Origin of the sequence: Pseudomonas sp. WS 5027 (genome assembly GCF_012985695.1) — a bacterium.
Taxonomy (GTDB): domain Bacteria; phylum Pseudomonadota; class Gammaproteobacteria; order Pseudomonadales; family Pseudomonadaceae; genus Aquipseudomonas; species Aquipseudomonas hygromyciniae.
The window spans coordinates 246,283-264,333 of record NZ_JAAQWU010000006.1 but is presented as its reverse complement, the minus strand read 5'-3'; the positions used below and the strand labels follow the sequence as shown (position 1 = coordinate 264,333).

At 58.9% G+C, this 18,051-nt stretch carries 17 protein-coding genes; 11 read left to right on the top strand and 6 right to left on the bottom strand.

Going from position 1 to position 18,051, the window contains the following annotated elements:
* The first annotated feature begins 20 nt into the window (after window positions 1–20).
* Window positions 21–1,511 (top strand): MDR family MFS transporter, encoded by a 1,491-nt coding sequence (locus tag HBO09_RS10515; protein WP_169992793.1) that lies wholly within the window; start codon window positions 21–23, stop codon window positions 1,509–1,511.
* A 259-nt stretch (window positions 1,512–1,770) separates the two neighbouring features.
* Here HBO09_RS10515 and uvrB read toward each other — a convergent pair whose 3' ends face one another.
* Window positions 1,771–3,786: an excinuclease ABC subunit UvrB gene (uvrB, locus tag HBO09_RS10510; RefSeq protein ID WP_169992339.1), complete on the bottom strand. Its 2,016-nt coding sequence runs from the start codon at window positions 3,784–3,786 to the stop codon at window positions 1,771–1,773.
* Between the two features lie 343 nt (window positions 3,787–4,129).
* Between uvrB and HBO09_RS10505 the strand changes: the two genes are divergently transcribed.
* On the top strand, window positions 4,130–5,326 hold the full coding sequence (locus HBO09_RS10505; protein WP_169992342.1) for an amino acid aminotransferase: 1,197 nt from the start codon (window positions 4,130–4,132) through the stop codon (window positions 5,324–5,326).
* A gap of 149 nt (window positions 5,327–5,475) precedes the next feature.
* Window positions 5,476–5,685 carry a hypothetical protein gene (locus HBO09_RS10500; protein ID WP_029294097.1) on the top strand — a complete coding sequence of 70 codons (210 nt, stop codon included), beginning with the start codon at window positions 5,476–5,478 and terminating at the stop codon, window positions 5,683–5,685.
* An 82-nt stretch (window positions 5,686–5,767) separates the two neighbouring features.
* Here HBO09_RS10500 and HBO09_RS10495 read toward each other — a convergent pair whose 3' ends face one another.
* A complete protein-coding gene (locus HBO09_RS10495; RefSeq protein ID WP_092231440.1) occupies window positions 5,768–6,682 on the bottom strand; it encodes a LysR family transcriptional regulator in 915 nt (304 codons plus the stop codon).
* A 104-nt stretch (window positions 6,683–6,786) separates the two neighbouring features.
* Between HBO09_RS10495 and HBO09_RS10490 the strand changes: the two genes are divergently transcribed.
* The 3 genes from HBO09_RS10490 to chrA all read left to right on the top strand — a co-directional run bounded on the left by HBO09_RS10490 (window position 6,787) and on the right by chrA (window position 10,366).
* On the top strand, window positions 6,787–8,178 hold the full coding sequence (locus HBO09_RS10490; protein ID WP_169992346.1) for an aldehyde dehydrogenase family protein: 1,392 nt from the start codon (window positions 6,787–6,789) through the stop codon (window positions 8,176–8,178).
* A gap of 82 nt (window positions 8,179–8,260) precedes the next feature.
* Entirely contained in the window at window positions 8,261–9,124 is an 864-nt protein-coding gene (locus HBO09_RS10485; RefSeq protein WP_169992348.1) for a sensor domain-containing diguanylate cyclase, read from the top strand.
* Between the two features lie 51 nt (window positions 9,125–9,175).
* Window positions 9,176–10,366, top strand: coding sequence for a chromate efflux transporter (gene chrA / locus HBO09_RS10480; protein ID WP_169992350.1), 1,191 nt, complete (start codon window positions 9,176–9,178; stop codon window positions 10,364–10,366).
* A 15-nt stretch (window positions 10,367–10,381) separates the two neighbouring features.
* On the opposite strand, the gene HBO09_RS10475 is transcribed toward chrA, so the two are convergent.
* Both HBO09_RS10475 and HBO09_RS10470 read right to left on the bottom strand, forming a co-directional pair.
* Window positions 10,382–10,615 (bottom strand): hypothetical protein, encoded by a 234-nt coding sequence (locus HBO09_RS10475; protein ID WP_169877465.1) that lies wholly within the window; start codon window positions 10,613–10,615, stop codon window positions 10,382–10,384.
* A 247-nt stretch (window positions 10,616–10,862) separates the two neighbouring features.
* On the bottom strand, window positions 10,863–11,294 hold the full coding sequence (locus HBO09_RS10470; RefSeq protein ID WP_169992353.1) for a VOC family protein: 432 nt from the start codon (window positions 11,292–11,294) through the stop codon (window positions 10,863–10,865).
* A 248-nt stretch (window positions 11,295–11,542) separates the two neighbouring features.
* Between HBO09_RS10470 and HBO09_RS10465 the strand changes: the two genes are divergently transcribed.
* The 3 genes from HBO09_RS10465 (at window position 11,543) to HBO09_RS10455 (ending at window position 13,988) form a co-directional block, all read left to right on the top strand.
* Window positions 11,543–12,112 carry a DJ-1/PfpI family protein gene (locus tag HBO09_RS10465; RefSeq protein ID WP_169992355.1) on the top strand — a complete coding sequence of 190 codons (570 nt, stop codon included), beginning with the start codon at window positions 11,543–11,545 and terminating at the stop codon, window positions 12,110–12,112.
* Window positions 12,113–12,653: 541 nt separating this feature from the next.
* Window positions 12,654–13,103, top strand: coding sequence for a hypothetical protein (locus HBO09_RS10460; protein WP_169992357.1), 450 nt, complete (start codon window positions 12,654–12,656; stop codon window positions 13,101–13,103).
* A 69-nt stretch (window positions 13,104–13,172) separates the two neighbouring features.
* The gene (locus HBO09_RS10455) at window positions 13,173–13,988 is read left to right on the top strand and encodes a hypothetical protein (protein WP_169992359.1); all 816 of its coding nucleotides are present in this window, start codon (window positions 13,173–13,175) and stop codon (window positions 13,986–13,988) included.
* A 260-nt stretch (window positions 13,989–14,248) separates the two neighbouring features.
* Here the strand turns inward: HBO09_RS10455 and argC are convergent, their stop codons facing one another.
* Window positions 14,249–15,178 carry an N-acetyl-gamma-glutamyl-phosphate reductase gene (gene argC, locus HBO09_RS10450; protein ID WP_169992361.1) on the bottom strand — a complete coding sequence of 310 codons (930 nt, stop codon included), beginning with the start codon at window positions 15,176–15,178 and terminating at the stop codon, window positions 14,249–14,251.
* Window positions 15,179–15,292: 114 nt separating this feature from the next.
* Here argC and HBO09_RS10445 point away from each other — a divergent pair, with 114 nt between their 5' ends.
* Window positions 15,293–16,177: a LysR family transcriptional regulator gene (locus HBO09_RS10445; RefSeq protein WP_169992363.1), complete on the top strand. Its 885-nt coding sequence runs from the start codon at window positions 15,293–15,295 to the stop codon at window positions 16,175–16,177.
* 114 nt (window positions 16,178–16,291) lie between these two features.
* Here the strand turns inward: HBO09_RS10445 and HBO09_RS10440 are convergent, their stop codons facing one another.
* Entirely contained in the window at window positions 16,292–16,777 is a 486-nt protein-coding gene (locus tag HBO09_RS10440; RefSeq protein WP_169992365.1) for an ATP-binding protein, read from the bottom strand.
* Between the two features lie 201 nt (window positions 16,778–16,978).
* On the opposite strand from HBO09_RS10440, the gene HBO09_RS10435 reads away from it, so the two are divergent.
* Window positions 16,979–18,022, top strand: coding sequence for an FAD-binding oxidoreductase (locus HBO09_RS10435; protein WP_169992367.1), 1,044 nt, complete (start codon window positions 16,979–16,981; stop codon window positions 18,020–18,022).
* Window positions 18,023–18,051: the final 29 nt, after the last annotated feature.

The following is an 18,051-nucleotide window of genomic DNA, read 5'->3' as shown; positions in this document are numbered from 1 at the left end:
CCCGGCGCGACTGGATCGCGGTGATGAGCGTGATGCTCGGCGCCTTTATGGCGGTGCTTGATATCCAGATCACCAACTCCTCGCTCAAGGATATCCAGGGCGCGTTGTCGGCCACCTTGGAAGAAGGCTCGTGGATTTCCACCTCCTACCTTGTCGCCGAAATCATCATGATCCCCCTCACCGCCTGGCTGGTGCAGTTGCTGTCGGCACGGCGCCTGGCGGTGTGGGTTTCGGTGGGTTTCCTGATCGCCTCGCTGATGTGCTCCATGGCCTGGAGCCTGGAAAGCATGATTGTGTTCCGCGCCCTGCAAGGTTTTACCGGCGGCGCGCTGATCCCGCTGGCCTTCACCCTGACCCTGATCAAACTGCCCGAACACCACCGCGCCAAGGGCATGGCGATGTTCGCCATGACCGCCACTTTCGCCCCGTCCATCGGCCCGACCATCGGCGGCTGGCTCACCGAAAACTGGGGCTGGGAATACATCTTCTATATCAACGTACCGCCAGGCCTGTTGATGATCGCCGGCCTGCTATACGGCCTGGAGAAAAAGGCCGCGCACTGGGAGCTACTCAAAAACACCGATTACATGGGCATCCTGACCCTGGCCGTGGGCCTCGGTTGCCTGCAAGTGTTTCTTGAAGAAGGGCATCGCAAGGACTGGCTGGAGTCGAGCCTGATCGTCAGCCTGGGCAGCATCGCCCTGCTGAGCCTGATCACCTTCGTTATCGTGCAACTGTCCAAGCCCAACCCGCTGATCAACCTGGGTATTTTGGCCAACCGCAACTTTGGGCTTTCAAGCATTTCCAGCCTGGGCATGGGCGTGGGGCTGTACGGTTCGATCTACCTGCTGCCGCTGTACCTGGCGCAGATCCAGAACTACAACGCCCTGCAGATCGGCGAAGTGATCATGTGGATGGGCGTGCCACAGCTGTTCCTGATCCCGCTGGTACCGAAATTGATGAAGTACGTGTCACCGAAGTGGCTTTGCGCGGTGGGATTCGGTCTGTTTGGCTTCGCGAGTTTTTCCTCGGGCGTGCTCAACCCGGACTTTGCCGGCAGCCAGTTCAACCAGATCCAGATCATCCGCGCCCTCGGCCAGCCGCTGATCATGGTCACGATTTCGTTGATAGCCACGGCGTACATCCTGCCCCAGGACGCGGGCTCGGCGTCGAGCCTGTTCAACATCCTGCGCAACCTGGGCGGTGCCATCGGCATTGCGCTGTTGGCGACATTACTGGATGCGCGGACCAAGACCTACTTTGACTACCTGCGCGAGGCCATTGTGCCCACCAACCCGCAGGTGGCCGAACGCATGGCGACGCTGACGCAGAAGTTTGGCAATGAAACGGCGGCGCTGGCCAAGCTCAGTGAAATCGCCCATCAACAGGCGCAAATCATGGCCTATAACGATGCGTTTCACTTTGTCGGATTGGCGTTGGCGGTGAGCATGTTGGCGATCTTCTTGACCAAGGCGTTGCCGGCGGGGCTCAAGGCTGGGGAAGCCCATTAGGCCGAGGCGCCGCCATCGGTATCTACACAACACTCAGACACCGACGACCTCCCCTGTGGCGAGCGGGCTTGCCCCGCGCTGGGCTGCGAAGCAGCCCTAAACCCGCCTATCGCGGTTTATCTGAAGAAACGCGGCGGACTTGTTGGGGCTGCTTCGCAGCCCAACGCGGGGCAAGCCCGCTCGCCACAGGGAAGTTCGTCGGTGTCTGAGTGTTGTGTAAATACCGCTGCTGGGATGAGGCCCCAGCAGTCAGCGCAAATCAGACCGCCAGCAACCGCTCACGCAACTTACCAATCTCATCCCGCATCTGCGCCGCCGCTTCAAACTCCAGGTCCCGCGCCAACTGGTACATTTTCTCTTCCAACTGGCGGATCCGCTTGGTGATTTCGCTCGGTGAGCGCAGTTCGTTTTCGTACTTGGCGTTTTCTTCGGCAGCCTTGGCCATGCCTTTGCGCTTCTTGCTGCGCGACCCCGGCACGGTGGCGCCTTCCATGATGTCGGCCACGTCCTTGAACACGCCCTTGGGAGTGATGCCATTGGCCAGGTTGAACGCAATCTGCTTCTCGCGACGGCGTTCGGTCTCGCCGATGGCCCGTTCCATGGAGCCGGTGATGCGGTCGGCATACAGGATCGCACGGCCATTGAGGTTACGCGCCGCACGGCCGATGGTCTGGATCAGCGAGCGCTCAGAGCGCAGGAACCCTTCCTTGTCCGCGTCCAGAATCGCCACCAGCGACACCTCAGGCATGTCCAGGCCTTCACGCAGCAGGTTGATCCCCACCAGCACATCAAAAGTGCCCAGGCGCAGGTCGCGGATGATCTCTACGCGCTCCACGGTATCGATGTCCGAGTGCAGGTAACGCACACGCACGCCGTGGTCGGCCAGGTAATCGGTAAGGTCTTCGGACATGCGCTTGGTCAGCGTGGTGACCAGCACCCGCTCTTCCAGGGCCACGCGCTTGGTGATTTCCGACAGCAGGTCATCGACCTGGGTCAGGGCCGGGCGGATTTCGATTTGCGGGTCGACCAGGCCGGTGGGGCGCACCAGCTGCTCGATCACCCGCCCAGCATGCTCGGCCTCGTAGTTGCCCGGCGTGGCGGAAACAAAGATGGTCTGCGGGCTGATGCTTTCCCATTCGTCAAAGCGCATCGGCCGGTTATCCAGTGCCGAAGGCAGGCGGAAGCCGTACTCCACCAGGGTTTCCTTGCGCGAGCGGTCGCCTTTATACATGGCGCCGACTTGCGGCACGCTGACGTGGGATTCGTCGATCACCAGCAACGCATCTGCCGGCAGGTAGTCGTAGAGGGTCGGCGGCGGCGCACCGGATTCACGACCCGACAGGTAGCGCGAGTAGTTTTCGATGCCGTTGCAGTAACCCAGCTCAAGGATCATCTCCAGGTCAAAACGCGTGCGCTGTTCCAGACGCTGGGCTTCCACCAGTTTGTTGTTGGCGCGCAGGTACTCGAGGCGCTCGGCAAGCTCGGCCTTGATCCCTTCCATGGCATCCAAAAGGGTTTCACGCGGGGTCACGTAGTGGCTTTTTGGATAGAAGGTGAAACGCGGCAGTTTGCGGATCACTTCGCCAGTCAACGGATCGAAGGCCGACAGGCTCTCGACTTCATCATCGAACAGCTCGATACGAATCGCTTCCAGGTCCGATTCAGCCGGGTAAATATCGATCACATCGCCACGCACGCGGAAGGTCGCGCGGGCGAAGTCCATGTCGTTGCGGGTGTACTGCAAGTCCGCCAGGCGCCGCAGCAAGGCGCGCTGGTCGAGTTTGTCGCCGCGATCGACGTGCAGCACCATCTTCAGATAGGTTTCCGGGCTACCCAGGCCGTAGATGCACGACACCGTGGTGACGATGATCGCATCCTTGCGCTCCAGCAGCGCTTTGGTCGCCGACAGTCGCATCTGCTCGATATGGTCGTTGATCGACGCATCCTTCTCGATAAAGGTATCGGAAGACGGCACATAGGCTTCGGGCTGGTAGTAGTCGTAGTAGGAAACGAAGTACTCCACCGCGTTGTTCGGGAAGAATGCCTTGAACTCACCGTACAGCTGCGCGGCCAGGGTCTTGTTCGGCGCCAGCACCAGGGTTGGGCGGTTGATCTGTGCGATCACGTTGGCGATGCTGAAGGTCTTGCCCGAACCGGTCACCCCGAGCAGCGTCTGGTGCGCCAGGCCAGCCTCGATGCCTTCGACCATCAGGCGAATGGCCTCGGGCTGGTCGCCAGCAGGTTCAAAGCGGGTGACTAGTTGGAAATCCGACATAACGTACCTCTTGAAGTCACCCCAGACTGTAAACCCGTCGGGGACGAAAAAGACCACAGCCCGCAAAACTTCAGAGCAGGCCATAGGAAAAAACCATGATAGCTGTAGAAGTGGAGGCGAATGTGAGGGGTTTCAAGGTAATAGTCCTACACGCCCACAGCCATCAATGTTGCAATAAGACTAACGGTCGATAAATAAACCGAAAAACTTGGCCGAAAAGCCATTTCGGCTGTCGCCGCGAGCGGTGTTGGCCTCTATACTAGCTCCCCGTTTGTGCACCGCTCTAGTGCATTCGGCTGGAGCGCGACACGTCCCTCCATTCCCCCATAGAGCTGCCGCAAAAATGAGCCTGTTCTCCGCTGTCGAAATGGCACCACGCGATCCTATCCTGGGCCTCAACGAAGCATTCAACGCCGATACCCGTACTACCAAGGTCAACCTTGGCGTAGGCGTTTACTGCAACGAGGAGGGGAAAATTCCACTCCTGCGTGCCGTTGCCGAAGCGGAAGCCATTCGCGTGGCGCAACACGCCGCCCGTGGCTACTTGCCGATCGACGGCATTGCCGCCTACGACCTGGCCGTGCAAAAGCTGCTGTTTGGTACCGACTCGCCGCTGCTGAGCGCTGGCCGTGTAATCACCGCCCAAGCCGTTGGCGGCACTGGCGCGCTGAAGATCGGCGCAGACTTCCTCAAGCAACTGCTGCCCAACGCCGTCGTCGCCATCAGCGACCCAAGCTGGGAAAACCACCAGGCACTGTTTGAAAAAGCTGGCTTCCCGGTGCAGACCTATCGCTACTACGACGCAGCCACCCACGATGTGAACCGTGCCGGCCTGCTGGAAGACCTCAACGCCCTGCCCGCCCAGTCCATCGTCGTGCTACACGCCTGCTGCCACAACCCGACCGGCGTCGACCTGAGCCCGGCCGACTGGAAAGACGTACTGGAAGTGGTCAAGGCCAAGAACCTGGTGCCGTTCCTCGACATGGCCTACCAGGGCTTTGGCGACGGTATCGACGAAGATGCCGCCGCCGTGCGCCTGTTCGCCGAGTCCGGCCTGACCTTCTTTGTGTCCAGCTCGTTCTCCAAATCGTTCTCGCTGTACGGCGAGCGCGTGGGCGCACTGTCCATCGTCAGCGAATCGAAAGAAGAAAGCACGCGCATCCTGTCCCAGGTCAAGCGCGTGATCCGCACCAACTACTCCAACCCGCCGACCCACGGCGCGGCGATCGTGGCGGCGGTGCTCAACAACCCGCAACTGCGCACCCAGTGGGAAGCCGAACTGGCCGAAATGCGCCTGCGCATCCGTGGCATGCGCGAGCAGATGGTCAGCGAACTGGCCAAGGCTGCTCCAGGCCACGACTTCAGCTTCGTCGGTCGCCAGCGCGGGATGTTCTCCTACTCCGGCCTGACCGTAGAGCAAGTCACCCGCCTGCGCAGCGAGTTCGGCATCTACGCCCTCGACACCGGCCGCATCTGCGTAGCCGCGTTGAACCAGGCGAACATCGATGCGGTGACCAAGGCGATTGTGCAGGTGCTGTAAGCCTGATCGCGAGGTACAAAGGGGGAAGCCAGCGGCTTCCCCTTTTTTGTGCCTTGCCCCTGTAGGAGCCCGCTCCTACAAAAAGCTCAGCGCTGGCAAGGCAAGCCCCTTAGACTGAAGCACGACTGCCCTTTGCGATGAGACTTTCTATGAGAAATGACGACCTGGACCTGCGTGCCGACCGCGACGAACTGGACCACTTCACCCCGCGCACACCTCAAGCCAAGCGGCAAAAAAGCCTGGTCCTGCAAGTAGCCCTGGGCGTCTTCCTCGGCGGCCTGGCCTTGTGGCTGGTGCAATTGGGCGCCACAGCGCTGATGGCCAAATTGGCGATGGGCACCCTGCAGTTCGGTGGCTGACCCTACCACCCTGTGGCGAGCGGGCTTGCCCCGCGCTGGGCTGCGCAGCAGCCCCACTACTTATTCAGGCAAAAACACCGCACTAGGGGTTTAGGGCCGCTTCGCAGCCCAACGCGGGGCTAGCCCGCTCGCCACAATGGGTCCGCTCCTGGAGCAGTTGCACAAAACTGTCCAGGCTCTGCGACACCGTGCCCCGGCGCCAGATCAACCAGGTGTTCAGCAGGCGAAACTCGTCCGCCAACGGCCACACGCTCACCGTGGTAAAGCCCGGCATGCTCTCCAGCATGCTGCGTGGCATCAACGCCAAACCCGCACCGGCACTGACGCAGGCGAGCATGCCGTGGTACGACTCCATCTCGAAAATCTTCCCCGGCACTGCACCGTCCTGAGAAAACCAGCGCTCAAAGTGGTGCCGATATGAGCAGTTGGAACGGAAGGTATAGATGCTTTCCCCGTTCACATCCTGCCCGCGGGTGATCGGGCCATGATGCAACGGCGCAATCACCACCATCTCCTCTTCAAACACAGCCACTCCCTCCAAGGTCGGATGCAGCACCGGGCCATCAACAAACGCTGCCGCCAGTCGACCCGATAGCACGCCTTCGATCATCGTCCCCGAGGGCCCGGTGCTCAGGTCCAGTTCGACCTTGGCGTGTTTCTGGTTATAGGCTGCGAGCAACGCCGGGATACGCACCGCGGCGGTGCTCTCCAGCGAACCCAGGGCAAACGGCCCCTGGGGTTCCTCCCCCGCCACGGTGGCGCGGGCCTCTTGCACCAGGTCGAGAATCCGCCGCGCATAGCCCAGGAAATTCCAGCCGGCAGGCGACAGGCGCAGTCGACTTTTCTCACGGATAAACAGCTCGACGCCCAGGTCCTGCTCCAATTGCTTGATACGCGTGGTCAGGTTCGACGGCACCCGATGAATCAACTGCGCGGCGGCACTGATGCTGCCTTGCTCGGCTACGGCCTTGAAAATCTCCAGTTGCACCAGATCCAAGTCATTCTCCAATCGTGAACGTATTGCTTAATATTATTCAGTTCCCGGAAAAGGTACAGCCCCGTACGCTGGGCACCTTCCCAAATGCTGCGCAGGACGGTGCCATGAACGCTATTTCTCACCAGACCCATGCCTTGTCGATCAACCCCGCCAATGGCGAAACTGTCGGCAGCTACCCGTACGAATCCGCCGCGCAACTGGACGCCGCCCTCACCCGCGCCAGCACCGCCTTTGCCAATGGTCGCAACACGCCCGTAGCGCAACGCGCCCAATTGCTCCTGGCCCTGGCCGGCGCCCTGCGCGAGCAAGCTGAGCAGATGGCGCAAATGATCACCCTGGAAATGGGCAAACCCATCGTCCAGGCCCGAGGCGAAATCGAGAAGTGCGCCTTGCTGGCCGAGTGGTACGCCGCCCATGGCCCGGCCATGCTTGCACCGGAGCCGACGCTGGTGGACAACGGCAGCGCCCGGATCGAGTACCGCCCGTTGGGCCCGATCCTCGCCGTGATGCCGTGGAACTTCCCGGTCTGGCAGGTACTGCGCGGCGCCGTACCGACCATGCTCAGCGGCAATACCTACGTGCTCAAGCATGCGCCCAACGTGATGGGCAGCGCCTACCTGATGAAACAAGCCTTCCAAAAAGCCGGCTTCGCCGAGGGCTTGTTCGAAGTGATCAACGTCACCCCGGACGGCGTATCCAAGGCCATCGCTGACCCACGCATCGCCGCCGTGACTCTTACCGGCAGCGTGCGCGCGGGCATGGCCATCGGCTCCCAGGCCGGCGCCGCGTTGAAAAAGTGCGTGCTGGAACTGGGTGGCAGCGACCCGTTCATCGTGCTCAACGACGCCGACCTCGACGCCGCCGTGCAAGCCGCCGTGATCGGCCGTTTCCAGAACTCCGGCCAGGTCTGCGCCGCCGCCAAGCGCCTGATCATCGAGCAAGGCGTGGTCGAAGCCTTCACCGCCAAGTTCCTCGAAGCCAGCCGCCAACTGGTGATGGGCGACCCGACATCGAGCGACACCTACATCGGCCCCATGGCCCGTTTCGACCTGCGTGACGAGTTGCACGGCCAGGTCCAGGCCACCCTGGAAGAAGGCGCCACCCTGTTGCTCGGCGGCCATCCCATCGAAGGGCCGGGCAACTACTACGCCCCCACCGTACTGGCCAATGTCACCGACCAGATGACCTCCTTCAAACAGGAACTGTTTGGCCCCGTCGCCTCGATCATCAGCGCCCGCGACGCCGAGCATGCGATAGCCCTGGCCAACGACAGCGAGTTCGGCCTTACCGCGAGCATCTTCAGCAACGATCCGGCCAAGGCCCGAGAAATCGCCAACCAGCTGGAAACCGGCGGGATCTTTATCAACGCCTACAGCGTGTCCGATCCTCGGGTGGCGTTTGGCGGGGTGAAAAAGAGTGGGTTTGGCCGCGAATTGTCACATTTTGGCGTGCGAGAGTTCTGCAATGCACAGACGGTATGGGTAGATCGGCGGTAGGCCAATCGTCAAGATTCCTCATTGCCAGCATGCGGGTTCAGGATATGATCAGGCCGTTATTTGAACCGGACTGCGTTGACCTATGCCCGTTGACCTGAAAGCGCTCTATCCCAAACTGATCCATCTGATGCTGGATACGGTTTTCGTGGTCGACAGGGACAGCCAGATTGCATTTGTCAGCGACGCCTGCGAGGCATTGCTCGGCTACCGTGCCGACGAGCTGACCGGGACTGTAATCACCGACTATATGCACCCTGAGGACCTGGCGGCCACGCGAGCCTCGATTATTAGGGTGATGAACGGCCAGCCCCATGTCGACTTCCGCAACCGCTATATCCGTAAGGATGGCAGTGTCGTTCATATTCTGTGGGCGGCATTCTGGTCCGAGGACGTCGGCGCGCGGATCGGCGTGGCACGGGATATAACGGCCCTCACCCAGGCCGAGGAGGAACTGCGCTTCCTCGCCCATCACGACCCGCTGACCGCCCTGACCAACCGCCTACTGTTCAATGACCGGCTGGACTCGGCCCTGCGTAATGCACGCCGACAGAACAGCACCCTGGCCTTGCTGTTCCTGGACATCAATGATTTCAAGGGCATCAACGATGTGCACGGGCACGTCGCGGGTGATCGCGTGCTGTGCACCATTGCGCGACGCCTGGAAAGCTGCGTGCGTGAGACCGACACGGTGGCGCGAATGGGCGGGGATGAGTTCACGGTGTTGTTGACCGACCTTCATTCAGAAGATGCCGTGGCCGAGAAAGTGCAACAGATCCTTGCCATCATGGCCGAGCCTCTTGGGGCCGAATTTGGCGCGGTGAAGATGCCATCGTGCAGTATCGGCGTGGCCCGGTACCCGGTCGACGGGGAAGATGCAGACACCCTGCTCAGCCATGCCGATGGCGATATGTACCGGGTGAAAAAACTCCACCGCGCGGCGAGCTGAGGCGAAAGCCCCGAACCTTGCCCCCGCTCATCCGCCCCAGAGAACGCAACCTTGGCCCACCCTCCAAGTGATCATCGCAGCAGCATCTGGTCAGTTTTCCTGATCTTCCTGCGCCTGGGGCTGACCTCCTTCGGCGGCCCCGTCGCGCACCTGGGTTACTTTCGCGACGAGTTCGTCACCCGACGCCGCTGGCTGAGCGAGCGCAGCTATGGGGATCTGGTCGCCCTCTGCCAATTCCTCCCCGGCCCGGCCAGCAGCCAGGTCGGCATCGCCTTGGGCCTGGCACGCGCGGGCTACGGCGGCGCAGTAGCGGCCTGGGTCGGTTTTACCTTGCCGTCGGCCTTGCTCTTGATTCTGTTTGCCCTGGGCCTTACCCAACACGGCTCGGCCCTCCCGGCCGGCGCGCTGCACGGCCTCAAAGTGGTGGCCGTGGCCGTGGTCGCCCAGGCGGTATGGGGCATGGCGCGCAACCTGTGCCGCAGCGCGGGCCGCATCAGCCTGATGCTACTGGCGACCGCCGCCACCCTGCTGCTTCCCTTTGCCTGGGCCCAGGTGACCATCATTGCCTGCGCAGGCGTGGTTGGCCTGTTGCTCTTCAAACCTGCGGGCGGCAGCGCCCACGATCCCCTGCCCATCCCGATCCGCCGTAGCACCGGCGCGATGTGGCTGACATTGTTCCTGATATTACTGGCAGGCCTACCGCTCCTCGCCCAGGCACTGCCCGATCTGGCCCTGATAGACGCGTTCTACCGCACTGGCTCGCTGGTATTCGGCGGAGGCCACGTGGTACTGCCGTTGCTGCAGGCCGAAGTGGTGCCGCGTCAATGGGTGAGCAACGACGTATTCCTCGCCGGCTACGCCGCCGCCCAAGCCGTGCCCGGCCCACTGTTCACCTTCGCCGCCTTCCTCGGCGCCGCCATCAACTCATGGTGGGGCGGCCTGATCGCCTTGCTGGCGATCTTCACTCCCTCGTTTTTACTGGTACTCGGCGTCTTGCCCTTCTGGGAAAACCTACGCCAAAGCCCACGCACACAGGCCGCGCTGGCCGGTGTGAATGCTGCCGTGGTGGGGTTGTTGCTGGCGGCGCTGTACCAGCCGGTATGGACCAGTGCGATATTCAGCGTACAAGACTTGGGCCTGGCGTTGATCGCCCTGATGGCGCTGATGGTATGGAAGCTGCCGCCGTGGCTGGTGGTGATAGGAAGCGGCGTACTGGGATGGTTATTTAGCCTGACGATGTAAAAAGCACAGCCACCGTTAGCCCTTCAACTCACCCGCCCGATGACTCGCCGCATCGTCGTAAGCCACATACAACGACTCCGCGATTGGGCTTTTAATGGCCTTGGTGGATTCCAGCCCCAACACAAACCCCTCAGCCTTACCGCCTGCGCGGTTCAGGTCTTCAAGGGTGCTGGCACCGGTGATTGCATCCAGCAACTTGGCTGCATGCGGGCCTACGCCTTTGGGCAGGCTGATCTGGTCGATGCTCATTGCGATACCTCAAATAAGGTTGGGGATGGGGTGTTGCGCGATAGCATGGTCATTGGCGATACCTTGAGGGCTTGGGAGCCGATAGCGCGTTTGGCCACTGCCGGGGTGGCATGGTAGACCGGTATGGGGATGAGGGGGCAGCTTTTGGCGATTTTTCAGTCGGTTGTCACCGGCAGCAATCGGCCAAAAACCGCCAGTCGCGAACGGCAGTAATCGACCCAAAGCTGACGGTCGGCTTGGCTTAGGTTCAGATTGAGCAAGCCGGTCTCTCACCCAACCGCTCTACCAACCTTACGAGATAACCATCGGGATCCTGGACGATGAATTCGCGCTGACCTACTTCTATTTTGTCAGCCCGATACCAGGTGTCTTTGCATTCTCGATAGAGTGGAAATCCAGCCTGAACAAGTTTTTGGATGATGGGTGCCACAGCCTCAACATCAATCTGTAGGTTGATGCCTCTTCCAAACGGTTTGGTCAATGGCGCAGTCTGCCATTGACCCGCGTCCGGATCAATCTGCTCAAGCATTACTTGAGCACCATTCAAATCAAGGTACGCAAATCCGTCATCCGAACGTTGATAAGCTACTTTGAACCCCAGAAGAGAAACCCAAAAAGCCAGGCCGCTATCCAGGTTGGTGACCATTAACTCCGGAACCAGTTTGTTACGTTCGAACATGAGATGACTTCCATTTCAAAATGCTTGTTTTTGTGAGCGGGCAGGTTCTGCACCTACGGCTTCGCTGCCAGGGCGGGATCGTGGTGAGCATGATGATGCACGCTTGGGTGGGAGTTATCGAGTCGCTTTGAGTGGCAGCTTCTGGCCGGTTGCAGCCCTTCACGAGAGGCCGCAATCGACCCATAGCTGCCCTTGATGTATGTGTGTTGTCGCCATATGTTATTGGCATTCATGGAGGATTCTGACTGATGGCACGTGTGGGATTGATACTGACACCCGGTTTTGCGGACTGGGAATACGCTTTCATTGCTGGAACTGCGTCTCCGTTTTACGGGATCGATGTCAGGTTTTTCGCTTCTGCTACGGGGCAGTTTCGCTCGCAGGGTGGATTGGCGGTAACGGTCGAGAGCAGTTTGCAACAATGTCTGGACTGGAAACCGGACGTTGTAGTCGTGATTGGAGGAATGGTCTGGGAAGGTGCAGAAGCACCTGATATTCGGGAGTTTCTTCATGCTAGTCGTGCAAGTGGAGCGACAGTTGCCGGTATCTGTGGGGGAACGCTGGCACTTGCCAGGGCCAGCCTTCTCGACACCGTTCCTCATACATCGAACAGCGCCGACTTCCTGCAACAGAATGCCATGGGTTATGAGGGGCGCACGCTCTATCGAAGCAGCCCAGTAGCTGTGGTTGCAGACCGCATCATAACTGCTCCAGGCCCTGCACCCGTTAGCTTCACCTGCGCAGTGTTCGAAGCCGCCGGGCTATCTTCCGAGGCCACTTCTCAATTCAGAACAATGTTGGCAGCGGAACATCGGTGACTGCGTCGTCCTACAAAACAGCCGGTTAGGTGATGTGTTCGAGTGGCCGCTCATGGCCGATTTCTGCCTTTCGCCGCCGTCAGCTTTGGGTCCAGACCGCTGGCCTATCCGACTGGCCTCTTCTCACTATCACACATTGGAAAGTGTTTTAGACACGTCAGCGCTGGTGGGAGACCGAAGACATAGAAATCATTGGCTGAATCGTGCCAGCAACCTCTGCGCGTCGACAGGCGGTCATCTTTCTACCGAATCGAGCCGAGCATAGTGTGCCGACGGGCAATGGCGAAAATTAGTAACTCAACCTATGTACTATGACTATGGCGATAACCGGTAGCGGCAACCAAGACCACTGCGCAAGCTATTGAAATTGAAGGGTTGCAGGCTGGATATGTGTTAGTTCCTGCAGGTTGTGAAATCTTTACTCATCCGATGTTTTAAAAACAGCAACCCTTGGCTTAAAGAATTCTGGTTACCTGCCGCTATAAAGGTTGAGTCTTGCTGTTTTTTCTATACAAGACGATGCGGAAGGACAAGAGTTATAGTGACTATCAAAATTAAATGGATATTTATGAGATTCGCTAAACTGTTCGGGGCTGCAACTTTATTCGCCTCTATGATTGCATCTACCCAAGCAGGCACAATCGTCACCGTGAAGGTGAAGAACTCTACGACCGGTCCAGCCGCGTACACTTTCGAGTACTTTTCTGGGAGTGTAGCCCCCACCCCAAGTACGATTCTGCCTTCTGCAACGACGACATTTGCCCTGACCAGTGTCGCGGATACGGTTTCAGGAATGCGATCCGTCTATACTTCAGGTAATAAGAAATGTCGTTTTGCAGCAAGCCACCAGGTCAATCCAACGACTAAAGCTCCTAGCTGGACTAAAATGGGCACTAGCACTGGTTCCGATAAGGCTACTTGCAATGCCAATATCACAGCAATTCAATCGGCGCCTCCCTATAACTACACTGTCGAATTTGAAATAAAATAATCCGACATTCGTATAGGCACCCTAGCTGAAGATAGCTCTCGAGCTATCTTCAGCGCATGGAGTATTACCATGGATATTTCGATCAAATCGTATCAAGCAAGTACACAGGCAAAGCTTTCTACACAAGAGAAGCTTCCTTCGTCCAACCCTGTAAATTTACCTTTAGGGGATGCCGCGCTCAAGACGACCGAGACCGTCACAATCTCCGATTCTGCACGGGCACTGTACGCATTAAGTAATGCTGATGACAAACAAGCCTCTATGTCCAATAGGGATTTAAAAGGACAATATGCAAAAGGTCAGAGCGATATGTACAATTTCGGGCAGCGGATTGCTGGTGGGAATCTTAATAATGAGGATCTACTTCCCAAAACAGACGACTCTGCCCGTTTGGCGTTAGGTCAGCAGTCACTAGATTACGCAGTTGGGCTGTCTAAGCTCCCCCCAGAAAAACTTCCAAACCCATTTGAAGGTATGGCCCGAAACGGGCTAAGCAATATTGTTTATGATGATTCAGGAACCTATACGGATGCAGAACGATATGCCGCTTATGGGGAGCTTAGTAAGCAGGATGAAACATATTTTTCCAAGTTGTACGCCAATATAACGAACGGCGGTGACAACAGTGAAATCTTCAAAGGCATCATGGACTATTTCGATGATCTTCCAGGGGTCGAGAAAGCGGCATACCCTGATGGCTTTAGGGACAGTATAAAAAGTCTTTACCAAGAGCAGTTAGGACAATCGGGGCCGCTCGCCCTGCTCAGGCAATCGACTGAAAACGACTCTGATAAATTGTCCCCGAGCTTCTTCAACAAGGAACAATCACCGGAGCAGATGTTACAAGCCGTCTTAGAAAAAGCGACTGCTCTTTCGACGATCTGACCAGTCCAAAGCAACCAATGTGTCGCTGCACGGATCAATGACGAAGTGTTTTTACACACTCTGGGTCGAAAGCCGTCTTTCGTGAATGTCGGCCAATGGCCGATTGCCACCCGTCATAGACGACCGTTCAACCCCAAGCTTGATTCGATTGCACACTGCTTTTCTATGGGTTTAATGCCGTCAATGCCAGCCCCTGGGCAGAAAGGAACAACCGCTCGAACATTCGAGCCGTAGACTCGAGAACCGGTGAGTAGTCGGCGTCATGTTCCTGCAACCATCAGATCCAGATTCTGCACCGCCGCTCCAGCGGCTCCCTTCCCGAGATTGTCAAACACTGCAGCCAACACAACCTGCCCCGTTTCATCATTTGCACACACCACCAATCGCAAACTATCAGTCCCGTTGAGCGCCTGAGGATCAAGGTGCGTCAGCCCTTTCGCCTCCTGCATCGACATCACCTGTACATGGTCTGCATCGATGTAGTGCTGCGAAAGACACGCATGCAGCCGCGCCGCATCCACGCCCGGCGCCAACAACCGAAGTTGCAACGGTATGGTCAGCACGATCCCCTGCCGAAAAGCCCCATAGGCCGGCACAAACATCGGCCGTTCCATCAAGCCGCTTTGCTGCTGAATCTCCGGAATATGTTTGTGTGCCAGCCCCAGACCGTACACCTGAAACGCCGGTGCCTGTGATGCGCCCTCTCCCTCATGCTCTTGCACTCCGGCGCGCCCTTTTCCGGAATAGCCCGACACCGCATGAATGTTCGTCGGGAAATCCCTGGGCAGTAACCCGGCCTCCAGCAATGGGCGCAGCAGCCCTATCGCCCCCGTGGGATAGCAACCGGGATTGCTGACCCGCCGCGCCGTGGCGATGCGTTGGGCCTGTTGCGCGTCCATCTCGGCAAAACCATAGGTCCAGTCTGGATGAGTGCGGTGCGCCGAACTCGCATCGATCACCCGAACGGCGGGGTTTTCGATGCTCGCTACAGCGTCGCGTGCGGCTTGGTCGGGCAAGCAGAGAATCGCGATGTCGCAGGCGTTGATGATTTCGGCACGACGTTGCGGATCCTTGCGGTGTTCGGGGCTGAGCGTTATGAGCCGCAGATCGGTCCTGCCTCTTAAACGTTGATGGATTTGCAACCCGGTGGTGCCTTGGTCGCCGTCGATGAATACAAGGGGGCTTGCCATGGAATGCTCTCGCACATAGGAAATCAGGAGCTCCGATCTTCCATCCGAGGCTAAGATAGGAAAAGTTGAATTTCCAAACGATGAAATTCAGTTTTTCTGAACAAGGAATGATTCATGCGCGAAATCAGCCTGGACCGCCTGCGCACGTTAGTGGCCATTGCCGACCTGGGTTCGTTTGCCGAGGCGGCCCGTGTGCTACACCTCGCGCCGCCCACGGTCAGTTTGCATATCGCCGACCTGGAGTCGCGGGTTGGCGGCAAGCTGTTGTCGCGCACGCGTGGGCGCATTCAGCCGTCGGCGATTGGAGAAACACTGGTGGAGCGCGCGCGGCGCCTGTTGGCGGATGCAGAGCAAGCACTTGAGGACGTGGAGCGTCAGGTGCAGGGCTTGGCCGGGCGTGTGCGGCTGGGTGCCTCCACCGGGGCGATCGCACAGTTGTTGCCGCAAGCTTTGGAGACATTGAGCCAACGCCATCCCGCTATCGATGTGCAGGTCGCGGTGCTCACGTCGCAGGAAACATTGAAGAAGCTTGCCGAGGGCTCTTTGGAGATCGGTCTGATCGCGCTGCCGCAGACCCCGGTGAAGGGATTGCGGATCGAACCCTGGCGGCGGGATCCGGTCATGGCCTTCTTGCCGGCACGCTGGGATTGCCCGGATGTGGTGAACCCCGGTTGGCTGGCCGCTCAGCCATTGATTCTGAATGACAACACCACTCGGCTTTCGCGCTTGACCTCGGAGTGGTTCGCCAATGATGGACGACAGCCCACGCCGCGCATTCAACTGAACTACAACGATGCGATCAAAAGCCTGGTAGCGGCCGGTTATGGCGCGACGCTGTTGCCCCATGAAGCCTCCACGCCATTGCCCGATACCAGGATCGTCATGCGGCCATTGCAGCCCTTGTTGTGGCGTGAACTTGGTATTGCTCACCGTGGTGGGGACGTCGAGCGGCCGACGCAACATGTGCTGGATGTGTTGTGGGGGTTGAGCGCGGGCTAGAGCAATGTTGTCGCTCTCGAACATTGCAGCCCTGAGACGTCCACGAAAGCCCGGTCGATTCACGCTGGGGCAGACGCGGACACTTCGGATGTCATCTCCAGGCGCTGCTGCCCGTCAAAGGCGGTGGGTTTTAATCTGAAGTCCCTCATCCTCGTCCGGCGCCCGAAAGTAGCTAGTGATCAGATCGAACTGCGCATCTGTCGCAGAAAACTCATGTTCGGCGCGGCGGTTGCGCATATGCAACCGGCCTCGACATATGTCCTCGTCCACCTCAAGGTAGTGGACACAATGGGAAACCTCGGCTGAGTCAGCGAGGCTGCGCAACCATCGTCGATCTTCAGGTGTGTTGGCGGGAAAATCCAAGACCACCGTCACGCCCGTATTGAGCATATCGATGACGAGCGGGCCCAGCACCTCTCTAATCTGACGTGACAGACGCACGTAATCGGTGACTGACTTGATCTGATCTGGGTAAAGCCGTGACAGCCAATTATCCTCACTCAGCAGGATCGCCGACTGTTCGGCTGCCAAGTTTTTGGCCAGCGTTGATTTACCGGATGCAATCTTGCCTGACATCAGATGAAGTACTGGTTTTGGCATAGGGGCGTCTCCTTGTCGAAGCCTGATGATGCTCATACAAAAGCGTCGAAGCAACCGCAGATACCTCACCTTCCGCTCCGGGTCGTTTTCAGCCGGTCGCGCTCGGCATTGCAGGCGCCCTGTGCCCATTGTCAGTCAGTAAGCGTATTCCCCAACTGCCCACTGTCGTACCCTTCCCATGTCGACAAACCAGAGGTTGCCATGGAAAACAGCCCAGCCCACACAATCATCGTCATCGGTGCCGGTATCGTTGGCGCTTCCCTGGCCTATCACCTGGCCACCAAGGGCGCAAAGGTCACCCTGATCGAATCCCAGGATATCGCCTGCGGCGTAACCAAGACCTCATTCGCCTGGATCAACACCACCCATCCAGCCCCCGACCCGATTGCGCAACTACGCGGTGCAGCCATTCAGGAATATCATCGCCTCCAAGCCCAGCTCCCAGGGCTGGAGATCCGTTGGACTGGCGCCCTGACTTACGGCGCGGCACCTGTGCCTTCAGCCAGTCGCGTATGCCGTTCGCAGATTCTCGACCTTGAGCCCAACCTCAAGCATCCGCCCGAACAAGCAACCTATGCCGCTGAAGAGGGTGCCCTGGATGCCGTGGCCGCCACCCACGCGTTGGTCAAAGGTGCCCAGGCCCATGGGGCCAAGGTGCTCACCCAGACTCAGGTGCTGGGCTTTGCCACTCAAGGTGATCAGGTAACGGGGGTCGAGACGCCAAGGGGGTTTATTGCGGCCGATACGGTCGTGCTGGCCGCAGGCACAGGCACTGCCAAGCTGGCGCAGATGCTCTGCGCAGAGCTCCCAATCAACGCGTCCCCGGCGATTTTCATCCGCTACAAGACCCACACTAGCCTGGTAAAAACCTTGATCTCCAGCCCTGAAATGGAAGTTCGGCACGCTGCGGACGGTACGTTGCTGGCGGCAGAGGATTACCTGGACGACACCCTGGACAACCAGCCAATGGCGATTGCACGACGCACGGCTGAAGCGATCCAGAATGAACTCCAAGGCGTGGTCAGCATTGAGCCTGAACTGGCCTGCGTCGGGCTCAGGCCAATGCCGGCCGACGGTATTCCCATCATCGGTTACCTGCCACAGGTCGGCGGTGTGTACGTGTGCGCCATGCACCCCGGGGTGATGTTGGCGGCGGTGGTGGGACGTCTTGCCAGTGAAGAGATCATCGACGGCAAGGTACCCTCTGCGTTTGCTCCATGCCGTCCTGATCGATTTGTCCGTTGACCTGCCACCTAGGGCAACACGCGAACGCC